The sequence below is a fragment of the Streptomyces sp. NPDC052107 genome, from assembly GCF_040680215.1.
In the GTDB taxonomy this organism is placed as follows: domain Bacteria; phylum Actinomycetota; class Actinomycetes; order Streptomycetales; family Streptomycetaceae; genus Streptomyces.
Map to the genome: position 1 here is coordinate 101,443 of NZ_JBFAWG010000020.1, position 17,285 is coordinate 118,727.

The following is a 17,285-nucleotide window of genomic DNA, read 5'->3' on the forward strand; positions in this document are numbered from 1 at the left end:
CCGCGACGGGCCGGGGCAGGAGCGGGACGCCGCGGTCGTCAGCGCGCGCGCCGCTCCAGCCGCTCCCGCTGGGGGACGACCGTGTACTTCGGGTTCTCGGCGGAGGCCACCCCGGCGTGGAACACGCCGAAGCGCAGGGCCGCCGATCCGGTGAGCAGTGCGGCTCCGGCCGCCAGGGCCAGTCGCCGGTCCCGCCCGCTGAAGAGGGCGAGGGCCGCGCCGCCCGCCGTCAGCGCCTCCGCCGCACGCAGCAGCAGGAGTGGCCTGCCCTGTTCGAAGGGCTCCGCGGTCAGGCCCATGCGCCCCTTCATCGCCTGGAACGCGCCCAGCTCCAGGGCGGCCCCGAGCACGGCCAGCCGGCGGGCCGGCCCGGCCTGCGCGGTCGGGGCCGCGGCCAGGGCCAGGCCGGAGGCCGTGGTGGCGGCGGAGCCCGCGAAGACGAACGGCAACTCGCGGTAGCCCTCGTGCCAGGACGGCACCGCCGTGTCCGAGAGCAGCACCGCCGTGTACGTGGCCACGGCCGGGCCGAGGACGGCGGAGGCCGCTGTGGCGGCCGAGCCCAGCAGCCGGTACCGGCCCGCCACCTGGGTCGCCGCGGCGGTCAGCGTCAGCGGCGCGTACCCCGCCAGCAGCCACGAGCCCACGCTCATGGGGGACGTGGGCTTCAGGACGCGCAGCATGTTCAGGAACCGGGCCGGCCTGCCCAGATCATGGACGAGCGCGGCCAGCGAGAGCGAGATGGCCCCGGCAGCCCCGAGTTTCGCGGGAGCCGCGAGCCCCGGCCGCCCGGTGACCTGGCCGCCGGCCGCGAGCAGCGAGGAGGCCCCGGCCAGACCCCCGAGATACAGGTATCCGGCGATGTCCAGGGGCTTCCATGTCGGCTTCTTCAGCACGGGTCTGCCGTAGTACGACGAGAACGCGGCGTCGGGAACCAGCGGCTGCTCCCCCCGTCCGCGCCGACGCCGGCGGCGCCTCCCGCCCGCGCCCGTGGGCGCCTCCCTGCCGGGCCGTACGCCCTGTACGCCGTCCCGATCGACGTCCGACTCGCTCATCGAGGCCTCCTTACGAAGCTCCCCAGGGCCAGGGCCACCAGCGTGCCGGCGGCCAGCGCCGCATGCCGCCACATGTCGGGCAGGTCCCGGGTGGTGACCACCGGGTCGGGCGGGAGGCCGTAGACCTCCGGCTCGTCCAGCAGCAGGAAGAACGCGCCATCGCCGCCGACCCCGTCGTCCGGGCTCTCGCCGTACAGCCGTGCGTCGGTCACGCCGGCCGCGTGCAGCTGCGCCACCCGCGTCTGCGCCCGCTCCCGCAGTTCCTCGAGCGGGCCGAACTGGATGGAGTCCGTGGGGCAGGACTTGGCGCAGGCGGGCTCCATCCCGACGCCGAGCCGGTCGTAGCACAGCGTGCACTTCCAGACCCGGCCGTCGTCCTTGCGCTGGTCGATGACGCCGTAGGGGCAGGCGGGCACGCAGTACCCGCAGCCGTTGCAGATGTCCTCCTGGACGACGACCGTGCCGAACTCGGTGCGGAACAGTGAGCCGGTGGGGCACACGTCCAGACAGGCGGCGTGCGTGCAGTGCTTGCACACGTCGGAGGACATCAGCCAGCGCAGCTCGGTGCGGCCGTCCGGGGACAGGGGGGAGATCTGCCCGGCGGGCGCGGGCTCGGGGGCCTGCCCGGGCGGGGGAGCGGTGGCGTCCGGGCCGGGGGAGGAGGCATCGGTGCCGAGGCGGGCCGCGGCGGCGAACACGTCGACGTCCTCGTGCGCGACCCCCGGATCCTGCCCGCCGAACGGCTTGCGCTGCTCGATGAAGGCCACATGCCGCCAGGTGTCGGCGCCCAGGTTCTGGGTGTTGTCGTAGGACATGCCGGTCAGGACCAGACCGTCCTCCGGGATGGCGTTCCACTCCTTGCACGCCACCTCGCAGGCCTTGCAGCCGATGCACACCGAGGTGTCGGTGAAGAAGCCCATCCTCGGTGGGGCGTCCGGGTATCCGGAGTCCCCGGCCACGTCCGGCTGCGGTCCGTACCACAGATGTCCGCGGATCTCGTCGCCGTCCCTCATCGCCGTACCTCCTCGCTCATGACTGCTCGCCCCCTCGGCCACCTCGCCCGGCGCCGCCCGCACGAACGCCAGTCGGCGCCGCTGCCAGGCGGTGGCCGGCATCTCCACGCTCTTGCCGAAGTACCAACGGCTCAGGGCGTTGCGGAGCCGGTGCCGGTGGAACCAGCGCCAGGCCTCCGTGCCCTCCGCACGCGGCCGCGGCGCGTCGCGCACGAGGATGCGGTAGGCCTCCTCGCGTGACAGCAGGGTGTGCGCCTCCTCGTAGCCGCCGCCCGCCGTGCGGCGCACCTCCGCCGTCGTCTCGCCGTCCCGCAGCCGCCGCCGGTCGGCGGCCTGCAGGCCGAGGCAGGCCCGTTCGGTGGCGTGGCAAGTCAGGAACGGCGGCACGAACAGCGCCGTGCGGAAGGAGCGGGTGAGCAGTTCCACCGGCAGGCCGAACTTGTAGGCCAGCACGTCCTGTCCACCCGCCGTCAGCAGCACCCCGTACGCCGATACGGCCGCCGCACCCAGCGCGGTGCGGGTCGGACGCCAGGCGCTCACCGCGCCCCTCGCCCCGGGCCGGACGCCGCTCCTCGGACACCGCCACCGCGTGCTCGCCTTCCGCCCGTGCTGAGTCCCTCACTCTCGGTGCTCTCCCTCGAGCGTGGCACGGGTGCCCCGGCTCCGCGCGGCCGAAACGGCGGCCGGGCTCGCTTGCCGCCACCGGCGCAGGGCTACCCGGTGCCGCGGACACTGGCCCGCAAGTCAATTCGGCACGTCCGTCAATCCGCGTGCGGTCGTCGCCGAGCTGTCCGCGCGGCCGCCCGACCGTGCCGTCGTCGTCACCGACTCGGGGACCTCGCTGGACTGGTGGACCCGCCATCTCCGGCTCCACATCGGCATGCGCTCGCTGCTGGCCGGGCACCTCGCCGTGCCCTACTGCGTGGGCGCCCGGCTGGCCGCCCCGGACCGGCTGGTCTTCGCCCCCGTCGGTGACGGCGCCTTCCAGGCCGGCGCCCGAGGTCCCCGCCATGCCGTACGCCGAGTTGGCCCGGCTCGCGGGTCTGCCGGCCGTCCGCTGCGACCGGCCCCGGCATGTCGCCTCGGTGTGGGCGGACGTGCTCTCCCAGCCCGGCCCGGTAGTCGTGGAGTTCGTGGTGGACGGGGAGATCCCGCCGGACTGGGCCCGGGACGCGGGGTCCGTCAGGCGCCGGTGACGGCACGCGCGAAGTCGACCGGTTCGGTCGCGTCGTCGCGGTAGGCGCACTCCTCGCCCGTGGCGTGACCCGCCAGGGCGCTCACGTCTCCTCGCCGGTGAGCGGCACGGTGGCGGTGACCCGTTTGCCGTGGGGCAGCCAGGTCACCTCGAGGGCGCGGGAGAGCATCGCGACGAGATGCAGCCCGTGGCCGCCGACCCGGCGGGGATCGGGAGGGCGCGGCAGGGGCGGGTCGGTGGAGGTGTCCGACACCGTGATGCACAGGGCTCCGGCGTCGGGCAGCACTTCCAGGCTCAGGGTGCACGGGCCGGGGGCGTGCTTGGCCACGTTGGTGACGAGTTCGCTGGCGACGAGCCGGGCGTCCTGCACCGAGCGCCGCGCGGGTGCGGGGCGCACCCCCGCGAGCAGGGCGGCCACGGCGTCTCTGGCCTCACCGATGCCGGCCACGGCGTCGTCCCAGGTACGGCTGTGGCGCAGGAGCGCGGGCCGAGCCTGCGTCCTCATGTGCGTCCCGAGCGGGATGTCCATACGTCGATACCCTTTTCGTGCGGCGCCGGGAGCCCTTCCTGTGCAGACGGGATCGTCCCGTCCCTGCGCGGATACCCGCTGAACCGTCGGTCAAGGGGACGTACGCCGCGAATCCTCCGGTTGCCCGCGAGCCCCCTGGCCGGAGGACGCGGATCGGGTGTGCGCACGGAGGAACGGGTCCGGGAAACCAGCGCCCGCCGGATATCCCGGACCCGTTCCGAGTCGGGGGAGCCGCCGATGTGGCGCGGCTCGGTGCTTGCACGCGGCTCAGTGCTTGAAGGTGTCCTTGGCCTTCTCCTTGGCCTGCCGGGCGTCGCCGCGCGCGCCTTCCATACGGCCCTCGGCCTCCATCCGCTCGTTGCCGGCGGCGCGGCCCATGGCCTCCTTGGTCCTCCCCTTGGCCTGCTCCTTCTTGGCCTTGGCCTTCTGGCTGCCTGCCATCGGGTGTCACATCCCAACGTTGTGCGAGGTCCGTTCCACAGTCGGATTGCCCTTGAGCCGCCACCCAAACAGGAAATTGCGGAACACCCTCCTGCCGAAGCCCGATTACTTACTCTTGGTTGAACAGTCCAGACTGATAAACCTATCGTTAGTAATCATGGACACGGTTGCACTCGCCGCCGCACTGCGGCTGGCCATGGGCCGGATCGTCCGCCGACTGCGCCAGGCGCACGCGGTCGGCGACGTGACGCTGTCCGGCGTCTCGGTGCTGGCCCGGCTGGCCCGTACCGGCCCGGACTCGCCCGGCTCGCTCGCCGAACTGGAACGCGTCCGGCCGCAGGCGATGGCCAGCACCCTCGCCGGGCTCGAACAACGCGGACTGGTGAGCCGTACCCCCGACACGGCCGACGGCCGCCGGGCCATCGTCTCGATCACCGAGGAGGGACGGACGATGCTGGAGCAGCGCCGCTCGGAGTCCGTGAGCCGCCTCGTCCACGCCCTGGACGAGTTCACCCCGCAGGAACGGCAGGCCCTGTACGAGGTGCTGCCCCTGCTCGACCGGCTGGCGGAACGGCTGTGACCGGCCATGCGCCCGCCGCGGGCATACGCGGCAGCCTCCTCGCCCGCTCGGCCCGCCTCAGGGACACGCCCCCCGGCCCCGGCTACAAGTGGGTCGCGCTCTCCAACACCACCCTCGGTGTGCTGATCGCCACGATGGACGCCTCCATCGTGATCATCTCGCTGCCGGCGATCTTCCGCGGGATCGGCCTGGACCCGCTCGCGGTCGGCAACATCGGCTACCTGCTGTGGATGATCCTCGGCTATCTGCTGGTCTCGGCCGTCCTGGTGGTCGTGCTCGGCCGGCTCGGCGACATGTTCGGCCGGGTCCGCATCTACAACCTGGGCTTTCTGGTCTTCGCGTGCGCTTCCTTCGCCCTGTCCCTCGACCCGTTCCGGGCCGGTGCGGGCGCGCTGTGGCTGATCCTGTGGCGGATCGTGCAGGCCTTCGGCGGCTCCATGCTCACCGCCAACTCGGCCGCCATCCTCACCGACGCCTTCCCGGCCCGGCAGCGCGGCACGGCCCTCGGCATCAACCAGATCACCGCGCTCGCCGGGCAGTTCCTCGGGCTGCTCGCCGGCGGCCTGCTGGCCGCGGTCGACTGGCGGGCGGTGTTCTGGGTGAGCGTCCCGGTCAGCGTCACCGGCACCGTCTGGTCGTACCTGAGCCTGCGCGAGACCTCGGCCGGCGGCCGGGGCAAGATCGACTGGCTCGGCAACCTCACCTTCGCCTCGGGCGCGGGCATCCTGCTCGCCGGCATCACCTACGGCATCCAGCCCTACGGCGGCCACCCCACCGGCTGGACCAGCCCCTGGGTGCTCGCGGGCCTGATCGGCGGCGTGTTCCTGCTGCTGGTGTTCTGCCTCGTCGAGACGCGGGTCGCGGAGCCCATGTTCCAGCTGTCGCTGTTCCGGGTGCGGGCGTTCGCCGCCGGCAACCTGGCCGCCCTGCTCACCGCGATCGCCCGCGGCGGACTGCAGTTCATGCTGATCATCTGGCTGCAGGGCATCTGGCTGCCGCTGCGCGGCTACGACTTCGCGGACACCCCGCTGTGGGCCGGCATCTTCATGCTGCCGCTCACCCTCGGCTTCCTGGTCGCCGGGCCGCTCTCCGGCTATCTGTCCGACCGCTTCGGCGCCCGCCTCTTCTCCACCGCCGGACTGATCGTCGTCGCCGGGTCCTTCCTCGGCCTGCTGGCCCTCCCCGTGAACTTCGACTACGGCGTCTTCGCGACGCTGCTGCTGCTCAACGGCCTCGGCCAGGGCATGTTCTCCTCGCCCAACACCTCCTCCGTCATGGGCAGCGTGCCGGCCCGTTACCGGGGTGTGGCGTCCGGGATGCGCTCCACCTTCCAGAACTCCGGCACGGCCCTGTCCATCGGCGTCTTCTTCTCGCTGATGGTCTCCGGCCTCGCGAGCACCCTGCCGAAGACGCTCGGCAGCGGACTCCAGGCGCACGGCGTGCCCGCCTCGACCGCGCACGAGGTGGCCTCACTGCCGCCCGTCAGCACCCTGTTCGCCACGTTCCTCGGCAACAACCCCATCGGCCACCTGCTCGGCGACAGCGGCACCTTGGACCATCTGACCGCCGCCCAGCGGGCCGACCTGACCGGCCACACTTTCTTCCCGGAGTTGGTCTCCGGGCCCTTCCACCACGGCCTGACCATCGTCTTCGGTGTGGCCGCGGGCATGGCCCTGGTCTCCGCGCTCGCCTCCGCCCTGCGCGGCGGCCACGAGCGCGCCGACGACGACACCCGGCAGGCGGGGGACGGCCACGCGGCGAAGGCCCGGCCCACGCGCACCTCGCCCTGAACGTCGGAGTGGGCGGCGACCGGAGGCCCGGACACGTCGAAGCTCCCCAGGTGAGGCCCTGTGACAGGAGAAGCCACCGTCACCGTGCAGCCGGTGACCGAGCAGGTGGTGGTGCTGCGACTGTCGGGGACTCTCGACGCCCACGGTGCCGGAGTGTTCGGCCGTGAGCTGGACCTGAGGCTGAGGCGGGCCGACGAACGGGGCCCGCGGCTTGTCCTGGACTTGTCTGGTGTGCGTCACGTGAGCAGCACGGCGGTGCACACCCTCGACGTCCACACCCGGCACCGCGCCGCCGGACCCGTCCTGGTCACCGGAGCCACCCCTCAGGTCCGCCGCGTGCTCACGACGACACCCCTGCCGGGCATCCGCCTGTACCCGAGTCTGGAGGGGGCCCTCGCCACCATGAGCAGGGTGCGCGCGAGCCGGACCCCGCAGACCGAGCCGTACCAGGCCGAGGACACCCGCGGCGAGGTCCAGCCTGCGGGCCAAGGCCCGCACGAGCGGGATCATCGGCATCGCCCAGGGCATCCTGATCGCCCGTTACTCCCTGACCGCACCGGCCGACGCCTTCGCCCTGCTGCGCGCGGCCTCCCAGCAGTACAACGTGCCGCTGCGAGTGGTGGCCTCGGCCGTGGTGACCGCGCCCGCGCCGCTGACGGAAGAGCTGTGGTTCCCCGGACGCCGGCGCACCCCGCCGCCCGCCCTGGGACTGCCGCAGGCCGGCCCGGTCGACCCCCGGAACCGGCGGCAGGTGCTGAGGGCGGCCCTGTACGCGGTGGTGACGCTGGGGGGCGCCGACGCGGCCGAGATCCATCTGACCGACAAGGTGCAGGACGAGGCGCTCGCGCTGGAGGCCCACCACGCACTGGACGCCGCCTACCGCGACTGCCTCGCGCTGGTGGCGCGCCCGCGGTGTGCGCGCGGGAACTGGCCTAGGGCCGCCCGGTGATCGTGGCGGACGTGGCCGCGGATCCCGATCTGGCCGGTCACCCGGTGGGCCGCGCGGCGCTGGCGGTGGGCAGCCGCGCGCTGCACAGCGTGCCGATGACGACGGGCGGCGGCGACTGCAACGGAGTGATCACGCTGCACCGCGTCGAACCCGGGGCATGGCCGCACCCCGGTCAGGAGGCCGACCTGGACGGCTTGGCCCATGACCTGGCCGCATGACGGTCCTGGTACCGGCGCACCGTGGTGCAAGGCGCGCTGGAGGTACCTGCACGCCCAGGGCTCCGGGGGCGGCTGAGCGGGGCGGGTCAGGCCTCGCGGCGCCGCCGTACGAGGTGCCGTACGACGAGGGCGGCGATCAGCACGCCGGCGGCGACGAGGACGTAGAGCTGGTACCGCGCGATCTCGTCGTAGACGGCCGTGATGTGGCTGCCCACGAGGTAGGCCAGGGTCGTCCACAGACCGACCCACAGGGCCGCGCCCAGCGCGTTGAAGGCGAGGAAACGGCGCCAGCGCATGCCCGTGGTGCCGGCGATGATGCCGTTGGCCTGGCGCAGGCCCTCGATGAACCGGGCCACGGTCACGATCTTGCCGCCGTGCCGGCCGAAGAACTCCTCGGCCGCCTGGAACCGCTTCGGCGTCAGGAAGACGTACCGCCCCCACCGGTGCACGAAGGTCCGCCCGCCGAGCCGGCCGACCCCATAGCCGATGTTGTCCCCGACGACGGCCGCGGCGAACGCGATGACCGCCACGGCCACGACGTTCAGCCGCCCCGCGCCGGCGTACACCCCCGCCGCGAGCAGGATCGTCTCGCCGGGTGCGGGCACTCCGAAGTCCTCCACCAGGACCAGGGCCCCCACGGCCCAGTAGCCGTAGTGGCCGAGCAGCGGCGCCAGATGCGCGAGTGGACCCGGAAGCGGAGGGGCGGCCATGTCTCCACGGTACGTCGCGGCGATCAGCGCGCCGGTTCCGGACGGGCCCGGGTGGGGGGCAGGGGTGCGGGAACTACGAGTGGGAGCGGACGGAGCCGTCGTCGTCGGACACGCCCTGGCACATATGGCACAGTTCGTGGTCCCCGTCGCGGGTGACGACGGTGCCCCAGCCGAGGCACACCTCGCAGTCGCGGGCGAGGCTCAGGTCGGGGCGGGGAGACAGAAGGGGGCTGCGGTGGGCTCCGTGTGCCATAGGGGGAGCGGCTCCTTGGAAGTCATGGGAGAACACGAGGGCGCCGTCGTCCGCCCTGACAACGCTGTCTGTATGACATCCATTATGTCTGCTTTATTCCGAATGTCTGTGACGATTGTCACCGAATTCCGCTTTCCGCCGGCACCGCCCGGCCTCCATCACCCCAGCTGCCCCAGCCGCGCCTCGCGCCACAGGTCCACACCGCCGTCGGTCGCGTACTTGTCGATCTCGGCCAGCTCCTCCGCGTCGAACCGGAGGTTCTCCAGCGCGGCGACGTTCTGCTCCAGCTGCTCGGTGCGGGAGGCCCCGATGACGAGGGACGTCACCCGCTCGTCGCGCAGCGCCCACGCCAGCGCCATCTGCGCCAGCGTCTGACCGCGCCGCGCCGCGATGTCGTTCAGGGCGCGCAGTCGCCGCAGCATGTCGTCCGTCAGCCAGGAGGCGTCGAAGGACGTACCACGGGCCGCCCGCGAGTCCTGCGGCACGCCGTCCAGGTACCGGCCGGTCAGCAGGCCCTGGGCGAGGGCCGTGAAGCCGATGACTCCAAATCCCTCCTCCTCGGCCGCGTCCAGCAGACCGTCCGTCTCGATCCAGCGGTTGAGCATGCTGTACGACGGCTGGTGGATCAGCAGCGGAGTGCCCAGCTCCCGCAGGATCGCCGCCGCCTGCCGGGTGCGCTCGGCGTCGTAGGAGGAGATGCCGACGTACAGCGCCTTGCCCTGGCGTACGGCCGTGTCCAGCGCCCCCATCGTCTCCTCCAGCGGCGTGGTCGCGTCCAGCCGGTGGGAGTAGAAGATGTCCACGTAGTCCACGCCCATCCGGCGCAGCGACTGGTCGAGCGAGGCCAGCACGTACTTCCGGGAGCCGCCGCCCTGCCCGTAGGGACCGGGCCACATGTCCCAGCCGGCCTTGGTGGAGATCACCAGCTCGTCCCGGTACGGCGCGAGGTCGCGCTTCAGCAGGCGGCCGAAGTTCAGCTCGGCCGCGCCGTACGGCGGGCCGTAGTTGTTGGCCAGGTCGTGGTGCGTGATCCCGAGGTCGAAGGCGCGCAGGGCGATCTCGCGCTGCGTCTCGAAGGCGCGGTCGTCGCCGAAGTTGTGCCAGTAGCCCAGGGACAGGACGGGCAGGTCCAGCCCCGAGCGGCCGGTGCGCCGGTAGTGCATGGTGCCGTCGTAGCGTGTGGGGTCCGCGACGTGGGTCATCGGGTTCTCTCCGAGTGGTGCCGTAGGAGTCGCCCCTCCGTGTGCGGAAGGGCCCGTCCACCCTGCGCCCGCGCGCCGCGCAAGTCCAACCGCCGTACCGGATGGGATTGAGCGGTTCCGTTTCTGAATCGGTCATCGGGGCAGGCGGTGACCGGTGGGTCGACCGGAGGAGGCGCTCGTGAGCGGTGCCGGTTGGGCCGGGGCGGCCCGCGCACGCCCCAGGCCGTGGTACAGCTGCCCCGTCAGGTCCGCGAGGAGCTGACCCGCCGGCTCCGCCGTAACCGACGGGCGTTCGGCAAGGACGACGTGCAGGTCGTCGAGCGGCCGCTGCTCCGGCGCGCCGTGGGCGCCTCCGCGCTCGGGAACTGCGTGGAGTGGTTCGACTTCGGTGTCTACAGCTACCTCGCCGCCATCATCGGCAAGGTGTTCTTCCCCGGCGCCTCCCCGGCCGCGCAGGTGATCTCCTCGTTCGCGACCTTCGCCGCCGCCTTCGTGGTCCGGCCGCTCGGCGGCCTGTTCTTCGGACCGCTGGGCGACCGGATCGGCCGGCAGAAGGTGCTTGCCACCACCTGATCATGATGGCGGTCGGCACCTTCGCCATCGGTGTCATTCCCGGGTACGGCGCGATCGGCATCGCCGCGCCCGTGCTGCTTTTGCCGGCCCGCATGGTCCAGGGCTTCGCCACCGGCGGGGAGTGCGGCGGCGCGACCACCTTCGTGGCCGAGTACTCGCCGGACCGCAGGCGCGGTTTCCTCTCCAGCTGGCTCGACTTCGGCACCTTCGTCGGCTACGCCCTCGGCTCGGTCCTGGTCACCGTGCTCAACCTCTCCCTGACGGATGACCAGATGCTGTCCCGGGGCTGGCGCATCCCGTTCCTGATCGCCGGACCGCTCGGCGTGATCGGCCTCTACATGCGACTCAAGCTGGAGGAGTCCCCGGCCTTCCAGCAGCAGCTGGACGAACACGAGAAGGCCCTGGCGCAGGAATCGGCGCGCAGCGACTTCAAGGACATCATCCGCAGCCACTGGGCGGAACTGCTCGTCTGCGTGGGTCTGGTGCTGCTGCACAACGTCACCAACTACATGGTCACCGGCTATCTGCCGACCTACCAGACCGAGACGCTGCACCGCTCCAGCGGCTCCGCGGACCTCCTGGTGCTCGTCGGCATGCTGTGGATCGTCGTACTGATCACCTTCATCGGCCGGCTCAGCGACCGCGTCGGCCGGCGGCCGGCTACGCCGTGGCCGCCGCGGCGTTGATCGTGCTGGCCGTTCCCGCCTTCCAGCTGATCAAGGCGCACGGCACCTGGCCGCCGATCCTCGGTGTGCTGCTGCTGGCGACCCTGCTGGCGTGTTTCGCCGCACCGAGCGCGGCCACGCTGCCCGCCCTGTTCCCGACCGCCGTCCGTTACGCGGCGACGGGCATCGGCTTCAACTTCGCCGTCTCCGCCTTCGGCGGCACCACCCCGTTGGTGACCGCCACGCTGGTCACGGCCACCGGCGACGACCTGATGCCGGCCTACTACCTGATGCTGGCCGGGGCCATCGGCCTGCTGACGGTGAAGTTCCTGCCCGAGACCGCCCAGGTGCCGCTCAGGGGTTCCCGGCCGATGGTCGGTTCGCGCGAGGAGCGGGGCGAACTGATCGCCGTGTCCCGGGAGTTGTACACCTTCGTGCAGCAGCGGGACAGCGCGCGGCGCACCTGAGGCGCGCCTTTCCGATCCAGCCCTCGTTCGATCGTACGAACTTCTCGCGAGCCTGGTTACCGAGCTGTCGCATATTTGATAGGAAACTTTCCTACCAATGTTGGACACGGATCAGCACGGACCAACTACCCACCCCCCACTCCCGCTTGGAGCCCTGTGGTGAACGCAGACCGCGAGACCGCAACCCCCGCCCGCATATCCCGCCGGACAGTCGTCGCCCTGCTCGGCGCCGGCGTCGCCTCCGGCGCCCTGCTCGCCTCCCAGCGGGCGACCGCCGCCCCGGCCGCGGCGTCAGGCCTCGACGACCCGGCGAAGAAGGAGATCGCCATGGAACTGGTGTCGAGCGCGGAGAACTCCTCGCTCGACTGGAAGGCCCAGTACAAGTACATCGAGGACATCGGCGACGGCCGCGGCTACACCGCCGGCATCATCGGCTTCTGTTCCGGCACCGGCGACATGCTCGACCTGGTCCAGCTGTACGCCGACCGCAAGCCCGGCAACGTCCTCGCCAAGTACCTGCCCGCCCTGCGCAAGGTCGACGGCACCGACTCCCACAGCGGCCTCGACCCCAACTACCCCAAGGACTGGCGCAAGGCCGCCCAGGACACCGTGTTCCAGCAGTGCCAGAACGACGAGCGCGACCGCGTCTACTTCAACCCGGCGGTCGCCCAGGGCAAGGCCGACGGCCTGCGCACCCTCGGCCAGTTCTGCTATTACGACGCCATCGTCATGCACGGCGACGGCGACGACCCGACCAGCTTCCGCAACATCCGGGGGCGCGCCCTGCGCAGCGCCGAGCCGCCGGCGCAGGGCGGCGACGAGACCACGTACCTCAACGCCTTCCTCGACGCCCGGGTCTGGGCCATGAAGCAGGAGGAGGCGCACAGCGACACCAGCCGTGTCGACACCGAGCAGCGGGTCTTCCTGCGCAAGGGCAACCTCGACCTGAACACCCCCCTCGACTGGAAGGTGTACGGGGACAGTTACCACATCGGCTGACCTGCGGCCGCTACGAGGCGTGCGGCAGGCCGGCGGGCGCGGGCACCGAAGTCACGGACCGCAGCCCAGCGGCCTGCCGCGCTGTGATGCGCTCGATCAGGACGATCGCCAGGACGGCGGCCAGGAGGTCGAGGGCCTCGGCCGCCACGAGCAGCGGCAGCGAGGTGCCGCCGCCCAGCTGCGCGCCCGCCACGGACAGCACCGTATGTCCGATCCAGGCCGCCCACCAGGCGTTCACGAGGGCGTCCGAGCGGCCCGGTCCGGCGCCGTCGGGCGCGCTCGCGCGGTGGACGTCCTGCACCAGCCCGCGAGGCACCCAGAGGTTGAACACCGGTATCAGCCAGGCCAGGACGGCCCAGGTGACGGAACCGGGAACCCGGCCGGGCGAGACCAGTTCGGCGTTGCGCCGGCAGCGGGCGAACCACACCAGGAACAACACGATCGCCGCCGTTGCCACGTACACGAAGATCATCGACACCCGCCCGAAATCGGAGGCCGTGGTCGTCGCCGGATGCAGCAGATGAGCACGGGCCGTCAGCGCCCGGACCAGTTCGCCGCCGGCCGCCACTGCCACGGCGAACTGAGCGCAACGAGCGAGGAACCAAGGAGCCTGGGCGGCGGATGCGGTCACGGAAGAAGACCTGTCTGTGGAGAGCGTTCTGCACGGGCGGCAGCACGGCACGAAGATCGGAGCACTGGATCATAGGGCGGTGCCCACTCGCGTGTCAGGGCCCTGACGAGGAAAGATGGGCGGTGAGCGATCGATCCGACGACTCGGAGGAACGGACTCATGGCGCACGAGCGAGCCGGCCGGCCGGCCGGTCCCGAGGACCTTGTCGACGTGGCCCGGCTGGTCACGGCCTACTACGCACTGCACCCGGACCCGGCCGACCCGGCGCAGCGGGTGGCGTTCGGCACCTCCGGGCACCGGGGTTCGTCCCTGGCGAGCGCCTTCAACGAGGACCACATCGCCGCCACCAGCCAGGCCATCTGCGAGTACCGCTCGGCACAGGGAACCGACGGCCCGCTGTTCCTCGGCGCCGACACCCATGCCCTGTCCGAGCCCGCGAAGGTCACCGCGCTGGAGGTGTTCGCGGCCAACGGCGTCACCGTGCTCATCGACAGTGCCGACGGCTACACGCCCACCCCCGCCGTCTCGCACGCGATCCTCGGCCACAACCGGGGACGCACCTCCGGCCTCGCCGACGGCGTGGTCGTCACCCCCTCCCACAACCCGCCCGCCGACGGCGGCTTCAAGTACAACCCGCCGAGCGGCGGCCCGGCGGCCTCCGACGCCACCTCCTGGATCCAGGACCGGGCCAACGAGATCATCACCGGCGGCCTGAAGGACGTACGCCGGGTGCCGTACGCGCGGGCCCTCGCCGCGGAGACGACGCGGCGGTACGACTTCCTCGGCGCGTACGTCGGCGATCTGCCGAGCGTGCTGGACCTGGACGCGATCCGCGCGGCCGGCGTGCGCATCGGCGCCGACCCGCTCGGCGGGGCCTCCGTCGCCTACTGGGGGCGCATCGCCGAACAGCACGGCATCGACCTCACCGTGGTCAATCCGCACACCGATCCCACCTGGCGGTTCATGACGCTGGACTGGGACGGCCAGATCCGCATGGACTGCTCCTCGCCGTACGCGATGGCCTCCCTCATCGAGCAGCGCGACCGGTTCCGCATCGCCACCGGCAACGACGCCGACGCCGACCGGCACGGCATCGTCACGCCGGACGCCGGTCTGATGAACCCCAACCACTACCTCGCGGTCGCCATCTCCTACCTGTACCGCCACCGGGACCAGTGGCCCGCCGGCGCCGGCATCGGCAAGACGCTGGTCTCCTCCACGATGATCGACCGGGTCGCCGCCGACCTCGGCCGTCAACTGGTCGAAGTTCCGGTCGGGTTCAAGTGGTTCGTGGACGGACTGGTCGGCGGTGCCATCGGTTTCGGCGGCGAGGAGTCCGCCGGCGCCTCCTTCCTGCGCCGCGACGGCTCGGTGTGGACCACCGACAAGGACGGCATCATCCTGGCCCTGCTCGCCTCCGAGATCACGGCCGTCACGGACCGGACCCCCTCGGAGCACTACGCCGACCTGACGGCCCGCTTCGGGGAACCCGCCTACGCCCGCATCGACGCGCCCGCGAACCGCGAACAGAAGGCGCTGCTCGGCAAGTTGTCACCGGCCCAGGTCACCGCCGACGCGCTCGCCGGAGAGGCCGTCACGGGCGTCCTGACCGAGGCACCCGGCAACGGCGCCGCGATCGGCGGCATCAAGGTCACCACGGAGAACGCCTGGTTCGCGGCCCGCCCTTCGGGCACCGAGGACGTGTACAAGGTCTACGCCGAGTCCTTCCTCGGCCCCGACCACCTCGCCCGGGTGCAGGAGGAGGCCCAGGCGGTGGTGCTGGGCGCGCTCGACGGCTGAGGCGGCTGCGGGCGGCCTCGGCGACGGGGCCGGGCCGACCCGGCGCGCGTGCCGGCCCGGCGGCAGGTGCCGAGGGCGGCCCGGCACGCGGCGTCGACCCTGGCGGCGCACTGGGGCCGGCGGCACCCGGGGCGCGGTCCGGCCCTGGCACGGGTCCGGCCCGGACCGCGGAGCTCGGCGCCTGCCAGGAGTCCGGCCCGGCCCTGGGGTTCCGGTGCGCTCTCGGGGGCCGGCCTGGCCGGGACTCCCACCCCGGCGAGGAGTCCGGCCCAGCCACGGGGTTCCCGGCCCTGCCATGGAGTCCGGCTTGGCCCCGGAGCCCTTCTGTCAGGGAGCCCGGCCCAGCCACAGTGCCAGGCCACGGCCCGATCAGTCGCGGCCGCGGCCGTCCTCCAGCCTGTTCAGTACCGCCTGCGCCATGGCTTGCTCTCCCTTGGCGTTGGGGTGTGCCGGGGCGGCGGGCGCCGCCGGCTGGAGGGGTTCGATCCAGCGGTCCGCGGGTGCCTTGCACATGTCGTGGCCGACCGTGGGGCCGTAAGTGTCCACGTACTCGGCCCGGTTCACCCCGGCCACCAGGCGCAGCATCAGGTTCAGCCGCTTCTCGGTGTCGCGGAGGTAGGGGAAGTCCTTCTGCGCGAAGGGGACTTGCGGGAAGCAGCCGCTTCCGTCGTCGGGCAGCAGGTCCGGGTAGCCGACGACGACCACGCGCGCGTGCGGCGCCCTCGTGTGCACGGCCCGCAGCACCCGGTCTACCTTCGGCGCGGCCTGTGCGATCGCGAGGGCCAACTGGTCGTAGCCGGACGCCTTGTACGAGCGCTCGCAGGGGTTGCCCGTCGGGTCCTGGGCGGCCAGGTGGGCGCAGGTGTTGATGATCGGGCCGAAGCCGACGTCGTTGCCGCCGATCTGCACGGTCACCAGGTCCGTGTCCCGGCGCACGGCGTCGAGCTGGGGCGCGTTGGTGCCCTGCGCCTGCCACATCTCGGCGGTCGTCGCTCCGGCACAGCTGACGTCCTCGAAGGTGCTCACCTGGCGCCCGTCCGCCACCAGCGAGGGATAATTGTGTTCGGAGCGGGCGCAGTTGGCGTCCACCTGCTGCGGGATGCCGGGGCCCGAGGTGTAGGAGTCGCCGAGGGCGACGTAGTCGATGCCGTGTCCGTGTCCCGCGGAGTGCGCGGAGGCCGGTGCCGTGGCGGCCGCGACAAGGACGCAACCGCCCAGCGCCGCCCCCACTACGGCGGCTCCCCGCCTGCCTCTCGCCCCGCCCGCCGCACCTGTGCCGTTCGCCATGGATCCTCCCCCTGAGGCCGGTTCATCGCACGGTGCCGGCTCCGCAGAGCGGCCCTCGCGCATTCGACTGGGCCTGTATACCGTCCGGTAGGTCTCGCGGACCAGAAGCGGGAAGCAATGAGTTCAGGCGCTGTTGGGGAGCAGGTCATGGGGTTCGGGTACAAGACGTCCTGGCTCGCGGTGCGCGGTGCCACGGTGGTGGACGTCGCCGACGCGCTCGGACTGGTCGGTCGGCACGAGGTCGGCTGGACCGAGGGCACCGCGGCCGCCTACCGCGAGGGCGCCCACGTCGCCGGTCCCGTCGACGGCTGGACCCTCGCCCACGGCCGTATCGATCTCACCCCGGGTCCTGGTCCCGGAGGCCCGGGCTTTCCCGACTGGCTGCTCGCCCTCGCGGCCCGCCTCGGCGACCTGCAGTTCTTCAGCACGGACCGGGTCGGCGACTGCCACGCCTGGGCCAAGGTGCAGGAGGGCCGGCTGGTCCGGGCCTACTGCTTTCACGGCGCACACGGCGACGTGCCTCTCCATCTCGGCGAACCCACCTGTGTCGAGCGGGAGTCGGGGGTCGGGACGCGTTGGCTCGAGGACGGCTGGGAGGAGTGGGAGGAGTCCGACTGGGACGAGTGGCACGCCGCCATGCCGGACGAGCAGGACGTCATGGTCATCGCACGGGACTGGGGGATCTGCCCGCTCGACATTCCGGACGACGACGCCCTTGCCGGTCCGGGCATCCACGGGTTTCCACAGGGGCCGACGGCAAGAAGGTGAGCGGCGGGCTTGCCTTCCAACGCGCCTCCGGAAAGTGGCTGTTGACCGAGCAGCAGTCACTCGCACACCCGTGATGAGTCGCCCGGTCCGGTGCGCGGCACCGACCGTCGGGGGCCTGCCCGTGGCGGACCGCGTGATTCCCGGTCCGAGTTGAGCCCGTTGC

17 protein-coding genes and 2 pseudogenes are annotated in these 17,285 nt (G+C 72.2%); 10 read left to right on the plus strand and 9 right to left on the minus strand.

The window, feature by feature from the left end; all coding sequences use genetic code 11:
- Positions 1-38: 38 nt before the first annotated feature.
- Positions 39-1,052 (minus strand): NrfD/PsrC family molybdoenzyme membrane anchor subunit, encoded by a 1,014-nt coding sequence (gene nrfD, locus AB0M27_RS22995; protein ID WP_365723730.1) that lies wholly within the window; start codon positions 1,050-1,052, stop codon positions 39-41.
- A complete protein-coding gene (locus tag AB0M27_RS23000) occupies positions 1,049-2,065 on the minus strand; it encodes a 4Fe-4S dicluster domain-containing protein (protein WP_365723758.1) in 1,017 nt (338 codons plus the stop codon). The genes nrfD and AB0M27_RS23000 overlap by 4 nt, the downstream gene beginning before the upstream one ends.
- Before the next feature lie 1,010 nt (positions 2,066-3,075).
- On the opposite strand from AB0M27_RS23000, the gene AB0M27_RS23005 reads away from it, so the two are divergent.
- Positions 3,076-3,261, plus strand: coding sequence for a hypothetical protein (locus AB0M27_RS23005; RefSeq protein WP_365723731.1), 186 nt, complete (start codon positions 3,076-3,078; stop codon positions 3,259-3,261).
- A gap of 81 nt (positions 3,262-3,342) precedes the next feature.
- On the opposite strand, the gene AB0M27_RS23010 is transcribed toward AB0M27_RS23005, so the two are convergent.
- Together AB0M27_RS23010 and AB0M27_RS23015 are read right to left on the minus strand one after the other, a co-directional pair.
- A complete protein-coding gene (locus AB0M27_RS23010) occupies positions 3,343-3,765 on the minus strand; it encodes an ATP-binding protein (RefSeq protein ID WP_365723732.1) in 423 nt (140 codons plus the stop codon).
- Positions 3,766-4,056: 291 nt separating this feature from the next.
- Positions 4,057-4,230: a CsbD family protein gene (locus AB0M27_RS23015; protein WP_365723733.1), complete on the minus strand. Its 174-nt coding sequence runs from the start codon at positions 4,228-4,230 to the stop codon at positions 4,057-4,059.
- A gap of 157 nt (positions 4,231-4,387) precedes the next feature.
- Here AB0M27_RS23015 and AB0M27_RS23020 point away from each other — a divergent pair, with 157 nt between their 5' ends.
- From AB0M27_RS23020 to AB0M27_RS23040, 5 genes and pseudogenes are all read left to right on the plus strand, one after another.
- Positions 4,388-4,810, plus strand: coding sequence for a MarR family transcriptional regulator (locus tag AB0M27_RS23020; RefSeq protein ID WP_365723734.1), 423 nt, complete (start codon positions 4,388-4,390; stop codon positions 4,808-4,810).
- A gap of 23 nt (positions 4,811-4,833) precedes the next feature.
- Positions 4,834-6,600, plus strand: coding sequence for an MFS transporter (locus AB0M27_RS23025; protein WP_365723759.1), 1,767 nt, complete (start codon positions 4,834-4,836; stop codon positions 6,598-6,600).
- 105 nt (positions 6,601-6,705) lie between these two features.
- Positions 6,706-6,978, plus strand: a pseudogene (locus AB0M27_RS23030) (STAS domain-containing protein); the annotation flags it as partial.
- A gap of 100 nt (positions 6,979-7,078) precedes the next feature.
- Positions 7,079-7,549, plus strand: a complete 471-nt coding sequence (locus tag AB0M27_RS23035) for an ANTAR domain-containing protein (protein ID WP_365723760.1) — start codon at positions 7,079-7,081, stop codon at positions 7,547-7,549.
- Between the two features lie 11 nt (positions 7,550-7,560).
- Positions 7,561-7,767 carry a hypothetical protein gene (locus AB0M27_RS23040; protein ID WP_365723735.1) on the plus strand — a complete coding sequence of 69 codons (207 nt, stop codon included), beginning with the start codon at positions 7,561-7,563 and terminating at the stop codon, positions 7,765-7,767.
- 86 nt (positions 7,768-7,853) lie between these two features.
- Here the strand turns inward: AB0M27_RS23040 and AB0M27_RS23045 are convergent, their stop codons facing one another.
- From AB0M27_RS23045 to mgrA, 3 genes are all read right to left on the minus strand, one after another.
- The gene (locus AB0M27_RS23045) at positions 7,854-8,477 is read right to left on the minus strand and encodes a DedA family protein (protein WP_365723736.1); all 624 of its coding nucleotides are present in this window, start codon (positions 8,475-8,477) and stop codon (positions 7,854-7,856) included.
- Between the two features lie 73 nt (positions 8,478-8,550).
- Positions 8,551-8,730, minus strand: a complete 180-nt coding sequence (locus AB0M27_RS23050; RefSeq protein ID WP_365723737.1) for a hypothetical protein — start codon at positions 8,728-8,730, stop codon at positions 8,551-8,553.
- A gap of 158 nt (positions 8,731-8,888) precedes the next feature.
- Complete coding sequence (gene mgrA, locus AB0M27_RS23055; RefSeq protein WP_365723738.1) at positions 8,889-9,932, minus strand: L-glyceraldehyde 3-phosphate reductase; 1,044 nt, start codon at positions 9,930-9,932, stop codon at positions 8,889-8,891.
- 234 nt (positions 9,933-10,166) lie between these two features.
- Here mgrA and AB0M27_RS23060 point away from each other — a divergent pair.
- A pseudogene (locus AB0M27_RS23060) lies at positions 10,167-11,637 on the plus strand (MFS transporter).
- A 156-nt stretch (positions 11,638-11,793) separates the two neighbouring features.
- Positions 11,794-12,636, plus strand: coding sequence for a chitosanase (locus tag AB0M27_RS23065; RefSeq protein WP_365723739.1), 843 nt, complete (start codon positions 11,794-11,796; stop codon positions 12,634-12,636).
- 10 nt (positions 12,637-12,646) lie between these two features.
- Here AB0M27_RS23065 and AB0M27_RS23070 read toward each other — a convergent pair whose 3' ends face one another.
- Complete coding sequence (locus AB0M27_RS23070; RefSeq protein WP_365723740.1) at positions 12,647-13,267, minus strand: DUF4328 domain-containing protein; 621 nt, start codon at positions 13,265-13,267, stop codon at positions 12,647-12,649.
- 159 nt (positions 13,268-13,426) lie between these two features.
- On the opposite strand from AB0M27_RS23070, the gene pgm reads away from it, so the two are divergent.
- Positions 13,427-15,067, plus strand: a complete 1,641-nt coding sequence (gene pgm / locus AB0M27_RS23075; protein ID WP_365723741.1) for a phosphoglucomutase (alpha-D-glucose-1,6-bisphosphate-dependent) — start codon at positions 13,427-13,429, stop codon at positions 15,065-15,067.
- Between the two features lie 369 nt (positions 15,068-15,436).
- On the opposite strand, the gene AB0M27_RS23080 is transcribed toward pgm, so the two are convergent.
- A complete protein-coding gene (locus tag AB0M27_RS23080) occupies positions 15,437-16,354 on the minus strand; it encodes an SGNH/GDSL hydrolase family protein (protein WP_365723742.1) in 918 nt (305 codons plus the stop codon).
- Positions 16,355-16,501: 147 nt separating this feature from the next.
- Here AB0M27_RS23080 and AB0M27_RS23085 point away from each other — a divergent pair, with 147 nt between their 5' ends.
- Positions 16,502-17,122, plus strand: coding sequence for a hypothetical protein (locus AB0M27_RS23085; RefSeq protein WP_365723743.1), 621 nt, complete (start codon positions 16,502-16,504; stop codon positions 17,120-17,122).
- Positions 17,123-17,285 lie beyond the last annotated feature (163 nt).